The following is a 16,816-nucleotide window of genomic DNA, read 5'->3' on the forward strand; positions in this document are numbered from 1 at the left end:
TATCATTTATCATTCGTTTGGAAGTAGGCTTGAAACCTCTCCCAAACTTCTTTCTCCCTAAAGGGAGAGGCTTGAAACCAAAATGTTCAATGTTTAATGTTCAATGTTCAATGTTTGGTAAATGGTTAATTTCCTGTTCTCCCCAAGACGCTCTGACTAAGAAATGACGCAAACTATGGTAAGAGACATCGGAAAAAGTTAAAGATTTTTAGGAAAATCTAGGGAAAATCCTTAAGTGACCTTGAGGAAATCCAGAAATTCTCTTTAGAGTTTATACACTAAAGAAGGAAATAACTGAACCAGAGATCCTTAACTCAATATTCAGTCATTTCCGGTGTTAATGATTTTCTTAATCATCTCCTAAAATGGTATCAACACGAACAAAAAAAGATGTCCCGGTCTGGCAACCGTTAAAAACAATCGCCAGATCCTTCTCTCCATATTGGATTGCTTGTATTCCCTTAGCAGCTATTATTACTATTGTTTGGAATAAGGCTGTTGTCGCTGAAAGTGTAGAAATCAACGTCCTAGAAGTTACTACGGAAAATGCTGACGCAGTTCTCCAACTACAAGGAACCCTCGACGCTATCTGGGTACTGATTGCAGCGATCCTCGTTATTTTCATGAATGCAGGTTTCGGGATGTTAGAAACCGGCTTTTGTCGTCACAAAAACGCCGTTAACATTCTCTCCAAAAACCTGATTGTTTTTGCCCTAGCAACTCTCGCTTATTGGGCGATCGGTTATTCTCTAATGTTTGGCGGCCCTGAAAATCCCATTATTGGGTCTGGAGGATGGTTCCTCAGTGGAGAACCGGCAACCTACGGACTCGACCCCTTCCCTGCTGGACTGCCTGTTTCCGTAGCCTTCTTGTTCCAAGCAGCTTTTGCTGGAACCGCAGCCACCATCGTTTCTGGGGCAGTTGCCGAACGGATCAAGTTTAATGATTTCATAGTTTTCAGTTTATTGTTAGTAGGTATTTCCTATCCCATTACCGGCCACTGGGTTTGGAGTGGCGGTTGGTTAGGAAGCCTTGGCTTTAGTGACTTTGCTGGCTCTACAGTGGTTCACTCCGTTGGGGGTTGGGCTGCACTGATGGGGGCAGCTATCCTCGGGCCTAGAATGAATAAATATATTGATGGTCGTCCCCAAGCGATTCCCGGCCACAATATGAGTATTGCAACTTTAGGCTGTCTCATTCTTTGGATCGGCTGGTTTGGGTTTAACCCAGGTTCTCAGTTAGCTGCTGATGAAGCTGTTCCTTACATTGCTGTTACAACCAACTTAGCGGCCGCTGCCGGTGGTGTTGCAGCTACTTTCGTCGCTTGGGTTAAAGACGGTAAACCCGACCTCTCCATGATTATCAATGGTATTTTAGCAGGATTAGTGGGTATTACGGCCGGTTGTGATGGGGTATCCTACTGGGGTGCTGTGATCATCGGTGCTGTTGCTGGTGTAATCGTTGTTTATTCTGTTAGCATTATTGATTCCGTTCTCAAAATCGATGACCCCGTTGGAGCGATTTCTGTCCACTTAGTCAATGGTATCTGGGGAACCCTAGCAGTTGGCTTATTCAACACAGAAAGTGGCCTATTCTACGGTGGTGGTTTTGCTCAACTGGGAAGTCAAATCGTTGGTATTGTCGCCATTGGTGCATTTACAGCCATTTTCAGTGGCATTGTCTGGACGGCTCTCAAGGCAACCATGGGTATCCGTGTGAGTGCTGAAGAAGAACTCGAGGGTTTGGATATTGGAGAACATGGAATGGAAGCTTATGCTGGTTTTGCTAAAGAAACCGATGGTTTTGGCGGTTCCGGTTCTTCTACGGTTAATGAAGATGTTACCACAGGGGCTGGAATTTAGTTAATTTAACCCTTAAAGTAACCTAAGTCCGCTATCACTGCGGACTTTTTTTATCAGAAATGTGGAAAGACAATTTAGCCGCGATAAATTCCCTGATGACAGCCAGAACAGGAGTTGTGTGACAAATTTTGCTATGATAAAAAGTTGCTGGTAATTTGTAAAACTCCTGTGACTATGAGTTTGAGTTGGATGCGTCGTGCTGATCGCCTAGAAGCTTTGCCTACCTATGTTTTTGCTAGATTAGATGAACTCAAAGCTAAGGCCAGAGAACAGGGATTAGATTTGATCGATTTAGGTATGGGAAACCCCGATGGTATGGCACCGCAACCTGTCATACAAGGGGCGATCGCTGCTTTACAGAAGCCTCAAACCCACGGTTATCCACCCTTTGAAGGAACGGCAAGTTTTCGGGAAGCTATTACCGCTTGGTATCGTCGCTGTTATCGGGTGGATCTCGACCCCAGTAGCGAGGCGTTACCTTTAATCGGCTCCAAAGAAGGGTTAGGCCATTTAGCCTTAGCTTACATCAATCCGGGGGATGTTGTCTTAGTTCCTAGTCCTTCTTATCCAGCGCATTTTCGCGGGCCTTTAATTGCCGGGGCTGATCTTTATCCGCTTATTTTATCAGCCGAAAATGACTGGTTAATTGATCTTTCTACTATCCCTGAAAATGTTGCTCAAGCAGCGAAAATTTTATACTTTAATTATCCCAATAATCCCACTACAGCAACCGCACCCAGAGCTTTTTTTGAAGAGATTATTCAGTGGGCAACCCATTACGAAATTATGTTAGTTCATGATTTATGTTATGCGGAATTAGCTTTTGATGGTTATCAACCTACCAGTTTATTAGAAATTCCTGGGGGAAAAGAGATTGGTGTAGAATTTCATACCCTTTCTAAAACCTATAATATGGCTGGTTGGCGTGTGGGTTTTGTGGTAGGAAATTCGGAAATTATCCAGGGTTTAAGAACGTTAAAGACTAACCTAGATTATGGTATTTTTTCTGCGGTTCAAGCTGCTGCTGAGACTGCTTTAAACTTACCTCATAGTTATATTAAAAAAGTTCAAGAACGTTATCAAACGAGAAGAGATTTTTTGATTAAAGGGTTAGGAGAACTCGGCTGGAATATTAAACCCTCTCAAGCAACTATGTATCTTTGGGTTCCTTGTCCCACTAATACTAATTCTACAGATTTTGCTCTTGATGTTTTGCAAAAAACGGGTATTGTTTTTACTCCTGGAAATGCTTTTGGAGAAGGGGGTGAAGGGTATGTAAGAATTAGTTTAATTGCTGATTGTGATCTATTAGGAAAAGCGTTAAATCTTCTCAAGCAAGCAGGGATTTATTTTCAATAATAAATAATTACTTTATTGGAGAGATTTAAAATAAGTCTCGATGTATTTGGATCAGTACCTGCTCCAAAACTAAGAGATGGTTGGTACAAAAGCTCTATAATATTAACTTTACTTTAATTTTTCATGATATCAAATACTAATATAGTGTAGAAAAACATCAGAGAATAGTATGAATATGTCTTAATATAGCCTTTCTCGGACTCATGAGGTAAACCTAATATCTAACTCCGAACTCCGAACTCCGAACTCCTAAAACTAGAAAACTCTGTACCTCACAAGTATGAGAATTGCTATATATAGCTTTTACAGTTGAGTCGTGAACAGTGTAACACAAGCAGGATAATGGTTATAGCTTAGAAAGCTGTGTTACTGTTTGTCTATTAAATGTAAATACTATAGAGACTCAAAAAATTTGATAAAATATTCCTACTATTTAACCATAAGTTAACATGACTATTCCTTTTCAACCCCAACCCTTAAACATTCCTCCCCGTTTACTTCTGGGTCCTGGTCCATCTAATGCTAACCCCCGTATTTTATCAGCAATGAGCCTTCCTCCTATTGGCCATCTTGATCCCTTTTATTTACAAATGATGGACGAGATCCAAACTTTATTACGGTATGTGTGGCAAACTGAAAATGATTTAACCATCTCTATTAGTGGAACAGGAAGCGCGGGAATGGAGGCCAGTTTAGCTAATGTGGTTGAACCTGGAGATGTGGTATTAATAGGGGTGATGGGTTATTTTGGTAACCGTTTAGTAGATATGGCCACCCGTTATGGTGCAGATGTTAGAAAAATAAGTAAACCTTGGGGCGAAAATTTTAGTTTAGCAGAATTAAAAGAAGCATTAGAAACCCATAAACCTGCTATTTTAGCGTTAGTTAATGCAGAGACTTCTACTGGGGTCAGACAACCCTTAGAAGGGGTAGGGGAGTTGTGTCGAGAACATAATTGTTTATTATTAGTTGATGCAGTTACCAGTTTAGGAGGAGTTCCTTTTTATGCGGATCAATGGGGTGTTGATTTAGCTTATAGTTGTAGTCAGAAAGGGTTAGGTTGTCCCCCCGGACTTTCACCTTTTACTATGAGCGATCGTGCTTGGGAAAAGTTGCAAAAACGTACCACTCCAGTGTCTAATTGGTATTTAGATATGAACCTCTTAAATCAATATTGGGGAGAACCCAGAAAATACCATCATACTGCTCCTTGTAACATGAATTATGGCTTAAGAGAAGCATTATCTTTGATCGTAGAAGAAGGAATCGAAAATAGTTGGCAACGACATCAAAAAAATGCAGAATTATTATGGGAAGGGTTAGAAAAGTTAGGCTTAGTTTGTCATGTAAAAAAACAGTTTCGTTTACCAACTTTAACTACCGTTCGTATTCCTGAAGGGGTTAACGGAAAAGCAGTTTCTAGTTATATTTTAAAAGAGTACAATATCGAGATTGGAGGAGGTTTAGGTGAATTAGCTGGGAAGGTTTGGCGCATCGGTTTAATGGGTTATAATTCTCGCCCAGAAAATGTTTTATTATTGTTAGAAGCTTTAAATAAAGTTTTATAACTTTCTAATCTTTCAAAAATCTAAGTAGTCGGACATAAATATAGTTAACTGTCTTAAGAAATGTAAATAAGCGGTAACCCCTATCCCTGCTCCCTTCTCCCCGCTCCCCCGCTCACTTTGCAGTAACGTTTATTTTTGTCCAGGTACTTAGTATGGTGTGTGATTTTTTTGAGTTAAGTGGGAATAATCATAGTAAACAGTAAGTTAAACTTGTGAAATTCTATGAATATAACAACCCAGACTGATACCAGTTTGATCACTTTTTTTCTCAACACTCGTCTAGACTGTATTTCTGCAACTGTTTCTGAAGTCTCTGTCAAAGACAATTTTCTGATGATCATGATAGAATCCATTGATATCCCTGATCAAGAAAAATCAATAAAAATCATCCAAGAAAATTGTTTTAAACTCAACCTTAAATCCGTAGAAAGGGTAAAAGTTTATGGAAAAAAACAAGGAAATACTCTACCCGACTGGGATCAAGAATTGGGTTTAAAATTATCAACAACACAGACAACGACTTCCCAAAATCTTATTCACACACCTTCCCCAAAAAAGCATAAAAATCAGAATATTTCTGCAACAACGACCGATTATGTAGAGGATTCTCAAAAGTCTTGGTGGCATTCTATCACTCAAACCGCAACATCTACAAGTAATGCGATCGGTGGTGCGATGACACAAGCAGGAGGTGTCATAGCTGATAATGCTATGGAAATTGGCAAAACAGTAGCAGATACTACCGTCAATGCAGGATCAGCAATGGGAAAGGCAGCTTTATCAATACCAGGTGGTGTTGGTTATTTATACGATGTAGTCAGCAACAATCCTCAACTCCAAGAATTAACAAAAGGATGTAAAATTGATTGGTTAGTTGCAATTATTGAAAACGTTGATGTCGTTAAAGCAGAGACAGAAGTTAAACAATTAAAAGAAAAATATCCTCATGAAACCTCATCTGAAATTGCTCATCGTATTATCGTAGATAAAGCAATATATTCAGGTGGGACAGGATTAATGAGTAGTCTAGTTCCGGGTGTTGCTGCTGCCATGTTTGCTGTAGATTTAGCAGCAACGACTTTGTTACAAGCAGAAATGGTTTGTCAGATAGCTTGTGCTTATGGTTTAGACTTAGAAGATAGTGCAAGAAAAGGAGAAATTTTATCAATTTTTGGCTTAGCTTTAGGAGGGAGTCAAGCAGCTAAATTAGGTGGAAAATATGCTCTTAAAGCAGGATTAGGATTCTTAAGAAATATTCCTGCTGCTGGTGCTGTAATTGGAGCAAGTACCAATGCGCTTATCATTTACGCTTTAGGACATAGTGCTTGTCAATTTTATGAAGCACAATTTAATCCTTTAGAAATAGAAGCAACCCTTGAACAAATGCAATTGGAAGGAACAGAATATCTTCAAAAAGCTATTACTCAAGAAGTAATTATGGATCAAGTTTTAGTTCATCTATTTTTAGCTGGTAATCCTCAAATAACACAAGAAAAAATGCTTCCAGAATTACAAACTTTGAATCTTAGCCCTGCTTCTTTAGAAAGCATTACCCAAAATTTACATAATCCGCCTTCTTTAGAGCATTTACTGTCACAATTAAATCAAGATTTTGCTGTTGCATTACTTGCTCAATGTGAAAAAGTTGCTAAATTAGATGGAGTGATTACCCTAGAAGAATTGGCTATCATCAAAATAATAGCTAATCATTTTAATTTGCCCATAAATTTATAAAATAGTATTGGCGATCACTAATTAATGTAAGGGGGGAGAATAGATTAATTTAACAGATTTGTTAAAATTATGACTTCCCTAAAAAAACGGTACACTTTTTTATATCTAGCAACGATTTAATAATTGATGTTTGATAATAGAGAGTTTACATTTTAGTATTCAATAGTGTAACATAGGCATTACTTCTACACGATCAGTACAAGAAAGATTTTTACATCCTAGAAGGCTGTGTTACTGTTTATTAATATATATTCAGAAGATGTTAACTAAAACCTTCATACCTAAACTAACTGATGATGGATCTTATACCTTCTTTTCCGATGAGTTTGAAGAGTTATTTCATTCCCATTCAGGAGCAAAACAAGAAGCAAAATATAAATTTATTGAACCTTGTAAAATAAAAGAAAAAGTAACTATTAAAAATACAATAAGAATACTTGATATTTGTTACGGATTAGGTTATAATACAGCAGTTGCTTTAGAAAATGTTTGGTCAATTAATCCTAAGATAAAAGTAGAACTATTTGCCCTAGAAAAGGACATAAATGTACCCTTGCAAACTATAAATTCTAACTTGTTAGATAATTTTTCAGATAATGTTATTGATAACTTAAAAGGTTTAGCAAACCATCAAAAAATCAAAAATAATCGTTTAAATGCTCAACTATTACTAGGAGATGCAAGACAAACAATAAAAACAATAATTAATCAAACATTTCTAGCAGATGCTATATTTTTAGACCCATTTTCTCCTCCAAAATGTCCTCAACTGTGGACAGTAGAATTCATAAAATTAGTATCTCAATGTTTAGGAAAAGATGGACATCTGGCAACTTATTCCTGTGCAGCTTCAGTGAGAACTGCTTTACAATTAGCAGGGTTAAAAATAGGAGCAACTAGAAGTGTAGGAAGGCGATCGCCTGGAACTATTGCTAACTGGAAAGGTAATAATTTACCTCCAATATCTCAACAGGAAAAAGAACATCTACAAACCCGTGCAGCTATTCCTTACCGAGATCCTAACCTAACAGATATGGCGGAAACAATTAAAACTAGAAGAGAAAAAGAACAAAGTAAAAGTGATTTAGAATCTAGTAGTCACTGGAAAAAAAGATGGTTAAATAATGGATAATTAAGTTGATAGAAAAAACTGGTAACTGGTAACTGATAACTGAATTAACTCCAGTCTTGTCCACCTTCTCCAGAAGACTTTTTATAAACCTTTCCTTTTTGGTGAAGCTGACGAGTTTTCTCGAATAATTCTGCTTCCGTTAACTCCCATTGTTCTAAAATTAAATCTAAATCTTGGGTTAATTGTCGGGCCCCAGGAAAATTACCATAACGAATACGAAGTCTAGCTAATTCCGCTAAATTATAGTCAGTGGGGTCAGCTACTAATAACTCATTAACAATAACGCGATCGCTTTTTTCTTGGGGATGCTTTTGATCTTGCGCCATATATCAAAAAGTGCGACGTAATTTTAGAGATTCATAAAAAGCAGGAGAAATCTCCCAGAGATTAACCACTCTGTCAAATCCACCAGAAGCTAAATATTGTCCATCAGGACTAAAAGCAATGACATTAACTCGATCGCTATGCTCTTGAAAATGCCGTAATAAGCGGCCAGTTTGCGCATTCCATAACCTAATCCCATCATGACCCGCACTAGCTAAAACTTGACCATTAGGACTAAGGGCCATCGCTTGAATTGGGCCTCTATGACCAGTCCAAGTATCCAATAAATCCCCTGTTGCCAAATCCCAGACCTTAATAGTGCGATCGCGACTTGCAGTAATTAAGCGTTTTTGGTCAGAAGTAATGACCAAACCAGAAATAGTTTGAGAATGTGCGTTAAACTCTGAGACAACTGTTTTATCCCTTAAATTCCAAAATCTAACAATTCCTTGATTATCTCCACTAGCAACTAAAAATCCGTTAGGGTGTATTGCCAAAGCGTGAGCAGGTATACCAAAATCTTCCAGTTGATAGAGAAAACGAGGTGGTTCCAAGGTCCAAACGCGAATCCCATCCAAAGCACCCGTTACCACTAGCTGACTATCAGGTGTTACCACTAAATCTAAAACATGGCTGTAATGTTCAAAAGAAGTTACCTTACTATCTCTTTCTGGCCAAACCCAGAAGTGAATATCAGAGTCTTCCCCACTACTGACTAAAGTTTGACCATTAGGGGAAACTTCTAGGGTTAAAATTGCGGAACTCTGAGTGCGCAGGGTATTAATTTCATGTCCATCTTGAATAGACCAAAATTTCAAAAAAGGTTCATTACTGCTTCCACCACTGATCACCGTCCTTCCATTCGGACTGAACGCCAAAGAGCGAATGGGAGTAGTATGGCCTGTTAAACGATGTTTAAAGCGTATTCCTAAGTTAACCACGGGAATTTTTTGCTCAGATAAGGCTTCTCGTTGTTGACGAATTAACTGAGCATGACTAGGAAGTGTCCAGCCTTGTCCTAAAACAACTAACGTCATTAAGATGAGTTTTAGGGTTGTGATTAGCTGCTTTTGCTTTTTCTGATCCTTCATCGGATAATAAGGGCTTTTATGGTGTAATTTTTTAGCCCTATTGTATCGACTTTGCCAATTTCTTGCTTAGCGACGATATTTCTCATGGGTTAATAAAGGCAAAGGGACATTAGAAGAACTAGGAGGAAGATAGCGTCTAGGTTTATTCTCTGTGATAATCGGCTGCGCTTTTTGTACTTGCCACCAGCGTAAAATAATGGAAACAGAGACAATCAACAATCCGAAGGAGAATAAAGACCCGCTTTGACCAACCCCTCCCATCACCGCATCTACAGCCCCCACAACTAGAATAAAACTAGAAATGGGTTCTTTGCGATAAAGGGTTCTGAGAACACGAGGCAATAAAATCTTCATGCTAATTGGATCGATTAAGATATCTATTCTAATTTCAGCTTATCTTATGTGCCATAAAATGAACTGTATAAATTACGGAAATTAGATTAATTATTACGGTATCTCACTTAGGATAAGTTACGGTAGTTTATCCAATCTCTATCAAAAATGTCAATAATTAACTGAAAGTTTGAAGAGGATGGGGTGTAAGGGTGGCAGGGTGTAGATATAGAGATTATTTCTCAAGTCTCTCCTAGTCTCCCATTCTCCCAGTATCCCCAGTCTCAATATCACTGTAAGCCTAACCAGGATAATAAACCTTGTCCTGTAAAATATTCAATGGCCAAAATTAATAAAAAGCCCACCATAGCAGCACGACCATTTAACCGTTCTGCATAATCGTTAAAACCAAATTTAGGATCTTCGAGCTTAGGGGTTTCTGTGGGTTGGGTAGAAGGTTCACTCATGGGTTTTCTCTGTAATTATTTTCTTTACATTTCTTTACTTTACCAACTAAAGTCACAAAGGAGAAATCTCATTTTCATCGACTTAGACTACAGACGTTTATATTTTAGGGGTCAACGCCCGTTGACCCCTACAGAAATATCTTTAGCTGGGTTTTAAACTTCTAGTCACGGCCATTGATAGCAATGAGCAAGCGTAAAATGAAGATAAATAAATTGATGTAGGTGAGGTACATGGACAACGCAGCAGGAAGATACTGTTCATCTCGATAAGTACGAGGAAGGATGTAAAAATCTACTACCGCAGCCCCAACAAATAAGAGAACCCCTAACCCAGAAATAGCGATTTCTAGCCAGCTAGGGCTATAAACTCCAAAAAAGGAGAAGATTAATTGCCCGAAGATCACCACTAAGAGGGCAATCATACCTAAACCGATGGTTTTGGTTAAAGCCATACCATCTTGCTCAGAGAGATTAGACCCCACACTCTTAGCAAAAATGAAAGTGATGCCACAACCTAAAGCAGCGATCGCAATTCCTTGGCTACCCACTCCTTGAGTTCCCAAGGCGACAAAAACGAGTCCACTGAGGGTGTAACCGGATAAGAGGCTATACAAAGCCAATAAAGGTAAAGCGGTGCTGTTATTGCCCTTTTCAGCGATATTGCGGGCAACAAAAAATAGAACCAATTCCAAAACGATCGCCACGAAGAAAGTAGGGAAAAAGAGATTAGGGAAAGATTGAATCACCCCTAACCCTCCGTAGGTTCCCACTGCGGTTAAAACTAAGCCACCTCCAACAAAAGGTAAAGCATTCGCGATCACATTGGGCCCGACAAGATGTTGACTTTGGGCTTCGCGAATCGCATCACGAAAGTTACTGGTATTACTCATACAATCCCTCTTTATTGACTCAAAGAATAACTTAAACAACTACTTATGTTTATAGCGAAAAATTAACCCAAGTGGCTAGTAAAGAATACCGAATCAGGGAACTGGTCAAAATCAATAGTTGCTAAAGTACCTCAGGGTAAATCTGCGTATTTCTCCAGATTAATTGTGGAGAAGTGCCTCAAATTTCCGTGTAATACCCATAGTAGGGAATTTCTCTGAGAAAGATAATAAGGAGACATAGACAAGATTCCTTAGTAGGATTTTCAACCTACCAACTGATAGAGGCTGAGCCAAGACTGTTTTGTTAGGGATGTTCTCGTAACTCCTATTATTATTTTTCCCTTGAAAATTTGTTGGATGTAACAATTATGACTCACTATAACCAAAGCAATACGAAGAAACATAGAGATAGCATGGAGCTTTTGAGTGCTTATGCCCGTAATCCTTCTTTAGGGTTACGAAATAAATTGGTAGAGTGTAATTTAGGATTAGTTCGTCAAGTTGCCCATCGCATTAATTGCCAGTGTTCAGAACCTTACGAAGATTTAGAACAGATTGGTTCTTTAGGTTTAATTCGTGCCATTGAACGTTTTGACCCTCAACAGGGTTGTGCTTTTAGTTCCTTTGCCATTCCCTATATTCGCGGAGAAATGCTCCATTATCTTCGGGATAAAGGCAGTGTCATGAGAATTCCTAGAAGGTGGCAAGAACTATATAACAAAGGCAAAAAAATACGTAAAAAGTTGACGGTCAGTTTAAAGCGTTCTCCTTTTGATTGGGAAATTGCAGAAGCTTTAATGGTTCCCTTAGAAGAATGGAATGAATGTCAACTGGCACTGCAAAACCGTCTTTTAGTGAGTTTAGATGCAACCATCAGCCAAAATATGGATTGTTCTATTAGTTTTGGGGATACTTTGCCAGATCATCATTACCAAGCGAAACAAAAATTAGAAGAAGATCGCTTACAATTACAAAGGGCTTTGAGTCAACTAGAGGATAAAACCAAGGCGGCCATCGAGTGTGTCTTTTTGCATGAACTTCCTCGCAAAGAAGCAGCCAAACAGATTGGTATTAGCCCCATGACGGTGACGCGCCATCTTAAAAAAGGCATTGAGCAGTTAGGCTCTCTGTTAGAACCTCAAGTGGCTTAGGAGATGATATGTTTAGGGCTATTTTTCCATTGGTTGAACCAGTTTCTAGCAATTCTCATAAGGTGTAAAATCTAATGAAGCAGCAAATTGCCAGTATTTACGCCCTGATTCTAAAGTTTTCTCTCAATATAAAAAGCTTTTGTAATGGGAATTTAACTAGAAGCTGACAGCAATTTTGCGCCAAGATGTACGGAGGTAGATATATGTTACTTCTTCTTCCCACACTCCCCACACATCCCGTCACCCCCTCACCTCCTGCAACCTCCGAAAATAAGCTATGGTATAAGAAAGAAATTTTAGCTGAAATTGTCAAAAAAGGTGACAAAAATCAACCATTGAGGAGAATTTATGCGTGCAGTGCTAATGGCTGGTGGATCGGGAACTCGGCTACGTCCATTGACCTGCGATTTACCTAAACCGATGGTACCGATATTAAATCGCCCCATTGCAGAACATATCATTAATCTACTAAGACGAAATAATATAACAGAAATTATCGCTACGTTGTACTATCTTCCCGATGTTATGCGGGATTATTTTCAAGATGGCAAAGAGTTTGGAGTGGAAATAACGTACGCTGTGGAGGATGAACAACCTTTAGGGACTGCTGGTTGTGTGAAAAACGTGGAGGATCTTTTACAAAATACCTTCTTAGTCATTAGTGGCGATAGTATCACCGATTTTGACCTGCAAGCTGCCATCGCCTTTCATCGTCGAAAAAAATCTAAAGCTACTCTCGTCCTTACCCGTGTGCCTAACCCTATGGAGTTTGGGGTAGTTATTACCGATAAACAGCAAAAAATCAGCCGTTTTATGGAAAAACCTTCCTCCAGCGAAATTTTTTCCGACACTGTTAACACCGGCACCTATATTTTAGAACCAGAGGTCTTACAATACCTCCCAGTCAACCGAGAAAGCGACTTTTCCAAAGATTTATTTCCCCTTCTCCTAGCCAAAGGAGAACCCATGTATGGTTACATTGCCGAAGGATATTGGTGCGATGTCGGCAATTTAGATGCTTATCGAGAAGCGCAATACGATGCCTTAGAAAAAAAAGTTAACCTGGATTTTGCTTATAGTGAACAGTCTCCGGGGATATGGTTAGGACAAAATACTTACATTGACCCGACAGCTACAATTGAACCCCCGACACTGATTGGTGATAACTGTCGCATTGGTCCAGGGGTGGCTATCGAGCAAGGTTGTGTCATGGGTGATAATGTCACTATTGGGGCTGCTTCTGACCTAAAACGGCCAATTATTTGGAATGGTGTTACCATTGGCGATGAATCTTATCTGGCTGCTTGTGTTATTGCCAGAGGAACCCGTGTTGACCGTCGGGCCCAAGTATTAGAAGGGGCAATTATTGGCCCATTGTCTATTGTGGGAGAAGAAGCACAGATTAGCTCAAATGTGCGAGTTTGGCCGAGTAAACGTATCGAATCAGGAGCTATCTTGAATATTAACTTAATTTGGGGTAGTACCGCTAATCGCAATTTGTTTGGTCAACGGGGTGTAACGGGATTGGCCAATATCGATATTACCCCGGAATTTGCTGTAAAATTAGGGGCGGCCTATGGATCAACCCTCAAAGCTGGATCGCAAGTGGTGGTATCACGGGATCAACGGGGGTTTTCTCGCATGATTAGCCGTTCTTTGATTTCTGGGTTGATGTCGGTGGGTATCGATATTCAAAACCTGGAAGCTACGGCCATTCCTATTTCTCGTACTATGACCCCTAAGTTGGGGGTATCTGGTGGGGTTCATTTACGGGCCCATCCGGATCGCACGGATCATATTTTAATCGAATTTTTTGACCACGAAGGTATTAATATTTCTAAGTCCCAAGAAAAGAAAATCGAAGGGGCTTATTTTAAGGAAGATTTACGACGGGTGGGTATTGCTGATATTGGCAGTATGGCCTATCCTGCACAAGTTATTGAAACTTATCGTCAAACTTTTGAAACCCAATTGGATCTTGACAGCATTAGTAACAGTGAACCCAAAATTGTCATTGACTACGCTTACGGGGTGTCAGGGGCGATTTTACCGCAACTTCTGAGCAAATTTGGCTGTGATGCTATTGTCCTCAATGCTAGTCTCCGTCAAACTTCGGTTTCTACTGAGGAGAGAGAGTCTCTACTTCATCAACTGGGCCAGGTGGTTGAAGCAGTGAAAGCTAATTTAGGGGCCCAGGTTTCTGCTAATGGAGAACAGTTTATCCTAGTTGATGAGTCTGGCCTGCCTATTCGTGGAGAATGGTTGACTGCTTTAATGGTCAATACTATTTTTACCGCCTATCCTCGTAGTATTGTGGTTGTTCCGGTGGAAGCTTCTAGCGCGGTTGAACAAATTGCCCGTCGTCATGATGGTAGGGTTATTCGCACTAAATCTAACCCCACTGCTTTGATGGAGGCGGCCCAAGCTAATCCTAACGTTTCTTTGGGGGGAAGTGGAGACACTGGCTTTATTTTTCCTCAGTTACATCCTGGGTTCGATGCTATGTTTAGTTTAGCGAAACTGTTGGAAATGCTGGCTACTCAAGGGCGATCTCTTGTACAAATTCAAGCAGAATTACCTCGTATTTGTCATAAATCTTACGTTTTACGCTGTCCTTGGAAGATTAAAGGGGCGTTGATGCGTTATTTGGTAGAAATTCATCATCATGAACAACTGGAATTAATTGACGGTGTGAAAATTATTAATCGTCAAAATGATAATTGGATCTTAATTTTACCGGATGCTGGAGAAGCTTTTGTCCATATTGTCGCTAACAGCGATGATCGAGAATGGGTAGATGTTAATCTTAGAGAATATCGTCACAAAGTACAGAACTTTATCGAACATGAGCAAGATAATTTGAGTAGTATGTAGAGTTATCAGTTATTGTTTTTCTATTACTGCTATATTAGGTTTTTCGAGTGCTAAAAACTCCTATGAAACTCTCGATCATAAAACCGATTAATAAACCGAATAAATGACTTAACATACTGACTTGAGGAATGAGGTAATCAGAGATTAATTGTACAGTAATAATTATTAGCATCATTGATAGTCTTTTACTGTTAATAGAGGACTTTTCATTTAACCATCTCCTTAAAAATATTGCTGTTAAACTGCCTACTAAACCCATAACTGATGCTGAAGCACCAACTAAAATATAATCTAGTTTATTAGTATAATTAGCGAGTAAGGAAAAGGCAAACATTGAACCTATTCCACTGAGAAAATAAATAATAATATAGTGATATTTATTACTAATAGCTTCTACTAAATTTCCTAGGAAATAAAGTGCTAACATATTCATTAAAAAATGTCCCCACCCATAGTGAAGAAAATTAGCTGTAATTAATCGCCAAAATTCACCTTCCCAGACAACAATAGGAACTAAAGCACCTAGTTGATATAAGGTTTCCAGGTTTTCACTACCACCAAACCTGATTTGTGTAACAAATACCAAGAAATTGATAGTGATTAAAAATAGAGTGATTTTTTTATTTTTGCTCCTCAAAATATTAGTATTTATATTTGTTTTTTTATTATTAATGTGAATCTGATAAAGATTTTTATAAGCACTATTTTTTATCTTTTCTAATAAAGGAATTGATGTTTTTTTGATTCTCCACTCAACTGATGCTCTCAAAATGTTATGATTCATCGAATATTTTTTTAGTAAAATTTGGTAATAATCCTTATTTTTATTCATAACCGTTTTAGCTGTCACTAACCAAAATTGTTGTAAGTATTCTGGATAAAATGACAATTCAGAGGCAAATAATTGTTTAAGGGCTGATATTTGACCAGAAAAAGCAAATCCATATAATTTAATACGAGAAATATAAGTGTATTTTTTTTGTTTTAATAAAATAGATTGCACTTTTGAAATATTTTCAAATAGTTGATTTAGTTTTCCTGTTTCTCCTAATGCTCTGAGGTAATAAGTCAATAAAAGAGGGTCCGAAAATAAGATTTTTTTATCAATTTCATGTTCAAAAAGCTGTAAACATTTTTGCCAATCTCCTAAAATTTCATAATAAAAAAGTCCATAGTAATAATTAAAAATAGGAAGACAAGTATTGTTTTTGTTTAAAATATTAATCCCTTTGTTTATATTTCCATTATCAGCTAATTCTAATCCTAATAATAATTGGTAATAATTTTGACAATATTTCGTAAAATGTAAGCAGAGTATTATAGATAAAATTTGACGAGATTTTTGATAGTTTTTTACTTCAAATAAACGATCAAAACGATATAATAGCCACCGGGGAATTATCAAGAAAAGAGTTAGTAAAATCCCCCCTATCCAAGCACTTAAACTCAAATTAATAGTCAATAATAAACCAGTTACTAAAATAATTAATACACTAATGGTTATCCAGCCATCATTTTTAGGAATAATCTCTTTAATAACTTGAATAATAGTAGCTAAACAAGTAGAAAAAACTGTTATAATGATAAAGACATTGATATCTATCATACTTAATTTATGCTGAAAGAAAAAACCTAAAGGCAACATAAATAAGATAAAAAATGTTGCTTTTAGGGACAAGAAAGATATAAAAGAAAATTGCTAGTTTCTTTGATTAAGAATTATTAGGAAAAGTTTCTTCAAATTCCTCAATCAGTTCGTCTAGTTCTTCAAGAGCTTGTTTAACATCGACTCGTAAGATTCCTAAATCTGGTTTTTCCAAAAGTTCCACTAAAAATCCTCGTTTACCTTCAATCAATTTGACCTGTTCCTGGATTGTTTCCTTATCCATTATTTTGAACCTAAAATAAACACCAACTCTAGGATAAACAATCTTGATACTTCTAGTCTAGTGTTATAATGTCATTTTAGCAAGATTGATTAAGATATGAAGAGGTTTAACTATACTTTTATCTACTTATTAGTACCTCCTA

15 protein-coding genes are annotated in these 16,816 nt (G+C 38.0%); 8 read left to right on the plus strand and 7 right to left on the minus strand.

Annotation, left to right across the window (positions count from 1 at the left end):
- The first annotated feature begins 365 nt into the window (after window positions 1-365).
- The 5 genes from QNJ66_RS05175 (at window position 366) to QNJ66_RS05195 (ending at window position 7,655) form a co-directional block, all read left to right on the plus strand.
- Entirely contained in the window at window positions 366-1,862 is a 1,497-nt protein-coding gene (locus tag QNJ66_RS05175; RefSeq protein WP_300503688.1) for an ammonium transporter, read from the plus strand.
- Window positions 1,863-2,036: 174 nt separating this feature from the next.
- Entirely contained in the window at window positions 2,037-3,221 is a 1,185-nt protein-coding gene (locus QNJ66_RS05180; protein WP_300503797.1) for an aspartate aminotransferase, read from the plus strand.
- 449 nt (window positions 3,222-3,670) lie between these two features.
- The gene (locus QNJ66_RS05185; protein WP_300503689.1) at window positions 3,671-4,789 is read left to right on the plus strand and encodes an alanine--glyoxylate aminotransferase family protein; all 1,119 of its coding nucleotides are present in this window, start codon (window positions 3,671-3,673) and stop codon (window positions 4,787-4,789) included.
- Between the two features lie 222 nt (window positions 4,790-5,011).
- Complete coding sequence (locus QNJ66_RS05190; protein ID WP_300503691.1) at window positions 5,012-6,523, plus strand: hypothetical protein; 1,512 nt, start codon at window positions 5,012-5,014, stop codon at window positions 6,521-6,523.
- 259 nt (window positions 6,524-6,782) lie between these two features.
- Window positions 6,783-7,655 (plus strand): MnmC family methyltransferase, encoded by an 873-nt coding sequence (locus QNJ66_RS05195; protein ID WP_300503693.1) that lies wholly within the window; start codon window positions 6,783-6,785, stop codon window positions 7,653-7,655.
- A gap of 44 nt (window positions 7,656-7,699) precedes the next feature.
- Here QNJ66_RS05195 and QNJ66_RS05200 read toward each other — a convergent pair whose 3' ends face one another.
- The 5 genes from QNJ66_RS05200 to QNJ66_RS05220 form a co-directional block, all read right to left on the minus strand.
- Window positions 7,700-7,981, minus strand: coding sequence for a DUF3288 family protein (locus QNJ66_RS05200; protein WP_300503695.1), 282 nt, complete (start codon window positions 7,979-7,981; stop codon window positions 7,700-7,702).
- Window positions 7,982-7,984: 3 nt separating this feature from the next.
- Entirely contained in the window at window positions 7,985-9,016 is a 1,032-nt protein-coding gene (locus tag QNJ66_RS05205; protein WP_300503697.1) for a WD40 repeat domain-containing protein, read from the minus strand.
- Window positions 9,017-9,136: 120 nt separating this feature from the next.
- Window positions 9,137-9,424 (minus strand): hypothetical protein, encoded by a 288-nt coding sequence (locus QNJ66_RS05210; protein ID WP_300503700.1) that lies wholly within the window; start codon window positions 9,422-9,424, stop codon window positions 9,137-9,139.
- Window positions 9,425-9,693: 269 nt separating this feature from the next.
- Complete coding sequence (locus QNJ66_RS05215; RefSeq protein ID WP_300503702.1) at window positions 9,694-9,870, minus strand: hypothetical protein; 177 nt, start codon at window positions 9,868-9,870, stop codon at window positions 9,694-9,696.
- Between the two features lie 161 nt (window positions 9,871-10,031).
- Complete coding sequence (locus tag QNJ66_RS05220; RefSeq protein ID WP_300503704.1) at window positions 10,032-10,760, minus strand: Bax inhibitor-1 family protein; 729 nt, start codon at window positions 10,758-10,760, stop codon at window positions 10,032-10,034.
- A gap of 368 nt (window positions 10,761-11,128) precedes the next feature.
- Between QNJ66_RS05220 and QNJ66_RS05225 the strand changes: the two genes are divergently transcribed.
- From QNJ66_RS05225 to QNJ66_RS05235, 3 genes are all read left to right on the plus strand, one after another.
- Window positions 11,129-11,911, plus strand: coding sequence for an RNA polymerase sigma factor SigF (locus QNJ66_RS05225; RefSeq protein WP_300503706.1), 783 nt, complete (start codon window positions 11,129-11,131; stop codon window positions 11,909-11,911).
- A 203-nt stretch (window positions 11,912-12,114) separates the two neighbouring features.
- The gene (locus QNJ66_RS05230; RefSeq protein WP_300503708.1) at window positions 12,115-12,327 is read left to right on the plus strand and encodes a hypothetical protein; all 213 of its coding nucleotides are present in this window, start codon (window positions 12,115-12,117) and stop codon (window positions 12,325-12,327) included.
- Entirely contained in the window at window positions 12,260-14,785 is a 2,526-nt protein-coding gene (locus QNJ66_RS05235; RefSeq protein ID WP_300503709.1) for a mannose-1-phosphate guanyltransferase, read from the plus strand. Before QNJ66_RS05230 ends, QNJ66_RS05235 begins: the two co-directional genes overlap by 68 nt.
- A gap of 34 nt (window positions 14,786-14,819) precedes the next feature.
- On the opposite strand, the gene QNJ66_RS05240 is transcribed toward QNJ66_RS05235, so the two are convergent.
- Window positions 14,820-16,391, minus strand: coding sequence for a rhomboid family intramembrane serine protease (locus QNJ66_RS05240; RefSeq protein ID WP_300503711.1), 1,572 nt, complete (start codon window positions 16,389-16,391; stop codon window positions 14,820-14,822).
- A gap of 106 nt (window positions 16,392-16,497) precedes the next feature.
- Window positions 16,498-16,674, minus strand: a complete 177-nt coding sequence (locus QNJ66_RS05245; protein ID WP_300503713.1) for a hypothetical protein — start codon at window positions 16,672-16,674, stop codon at window positions 16,498-16,500.
- Window positions 16,675-16,816: the final 142 nt, after the last annotated feature.

Source organism: Crocosphaera sp. (assembly GCF_030064895.1).
Classification (GTDB): domain Bacteria; phylum Cyanobacteriota; class Cyanobacteriia; order Cyanobacteriales; family Microcystaceae; genus Crocosphaera.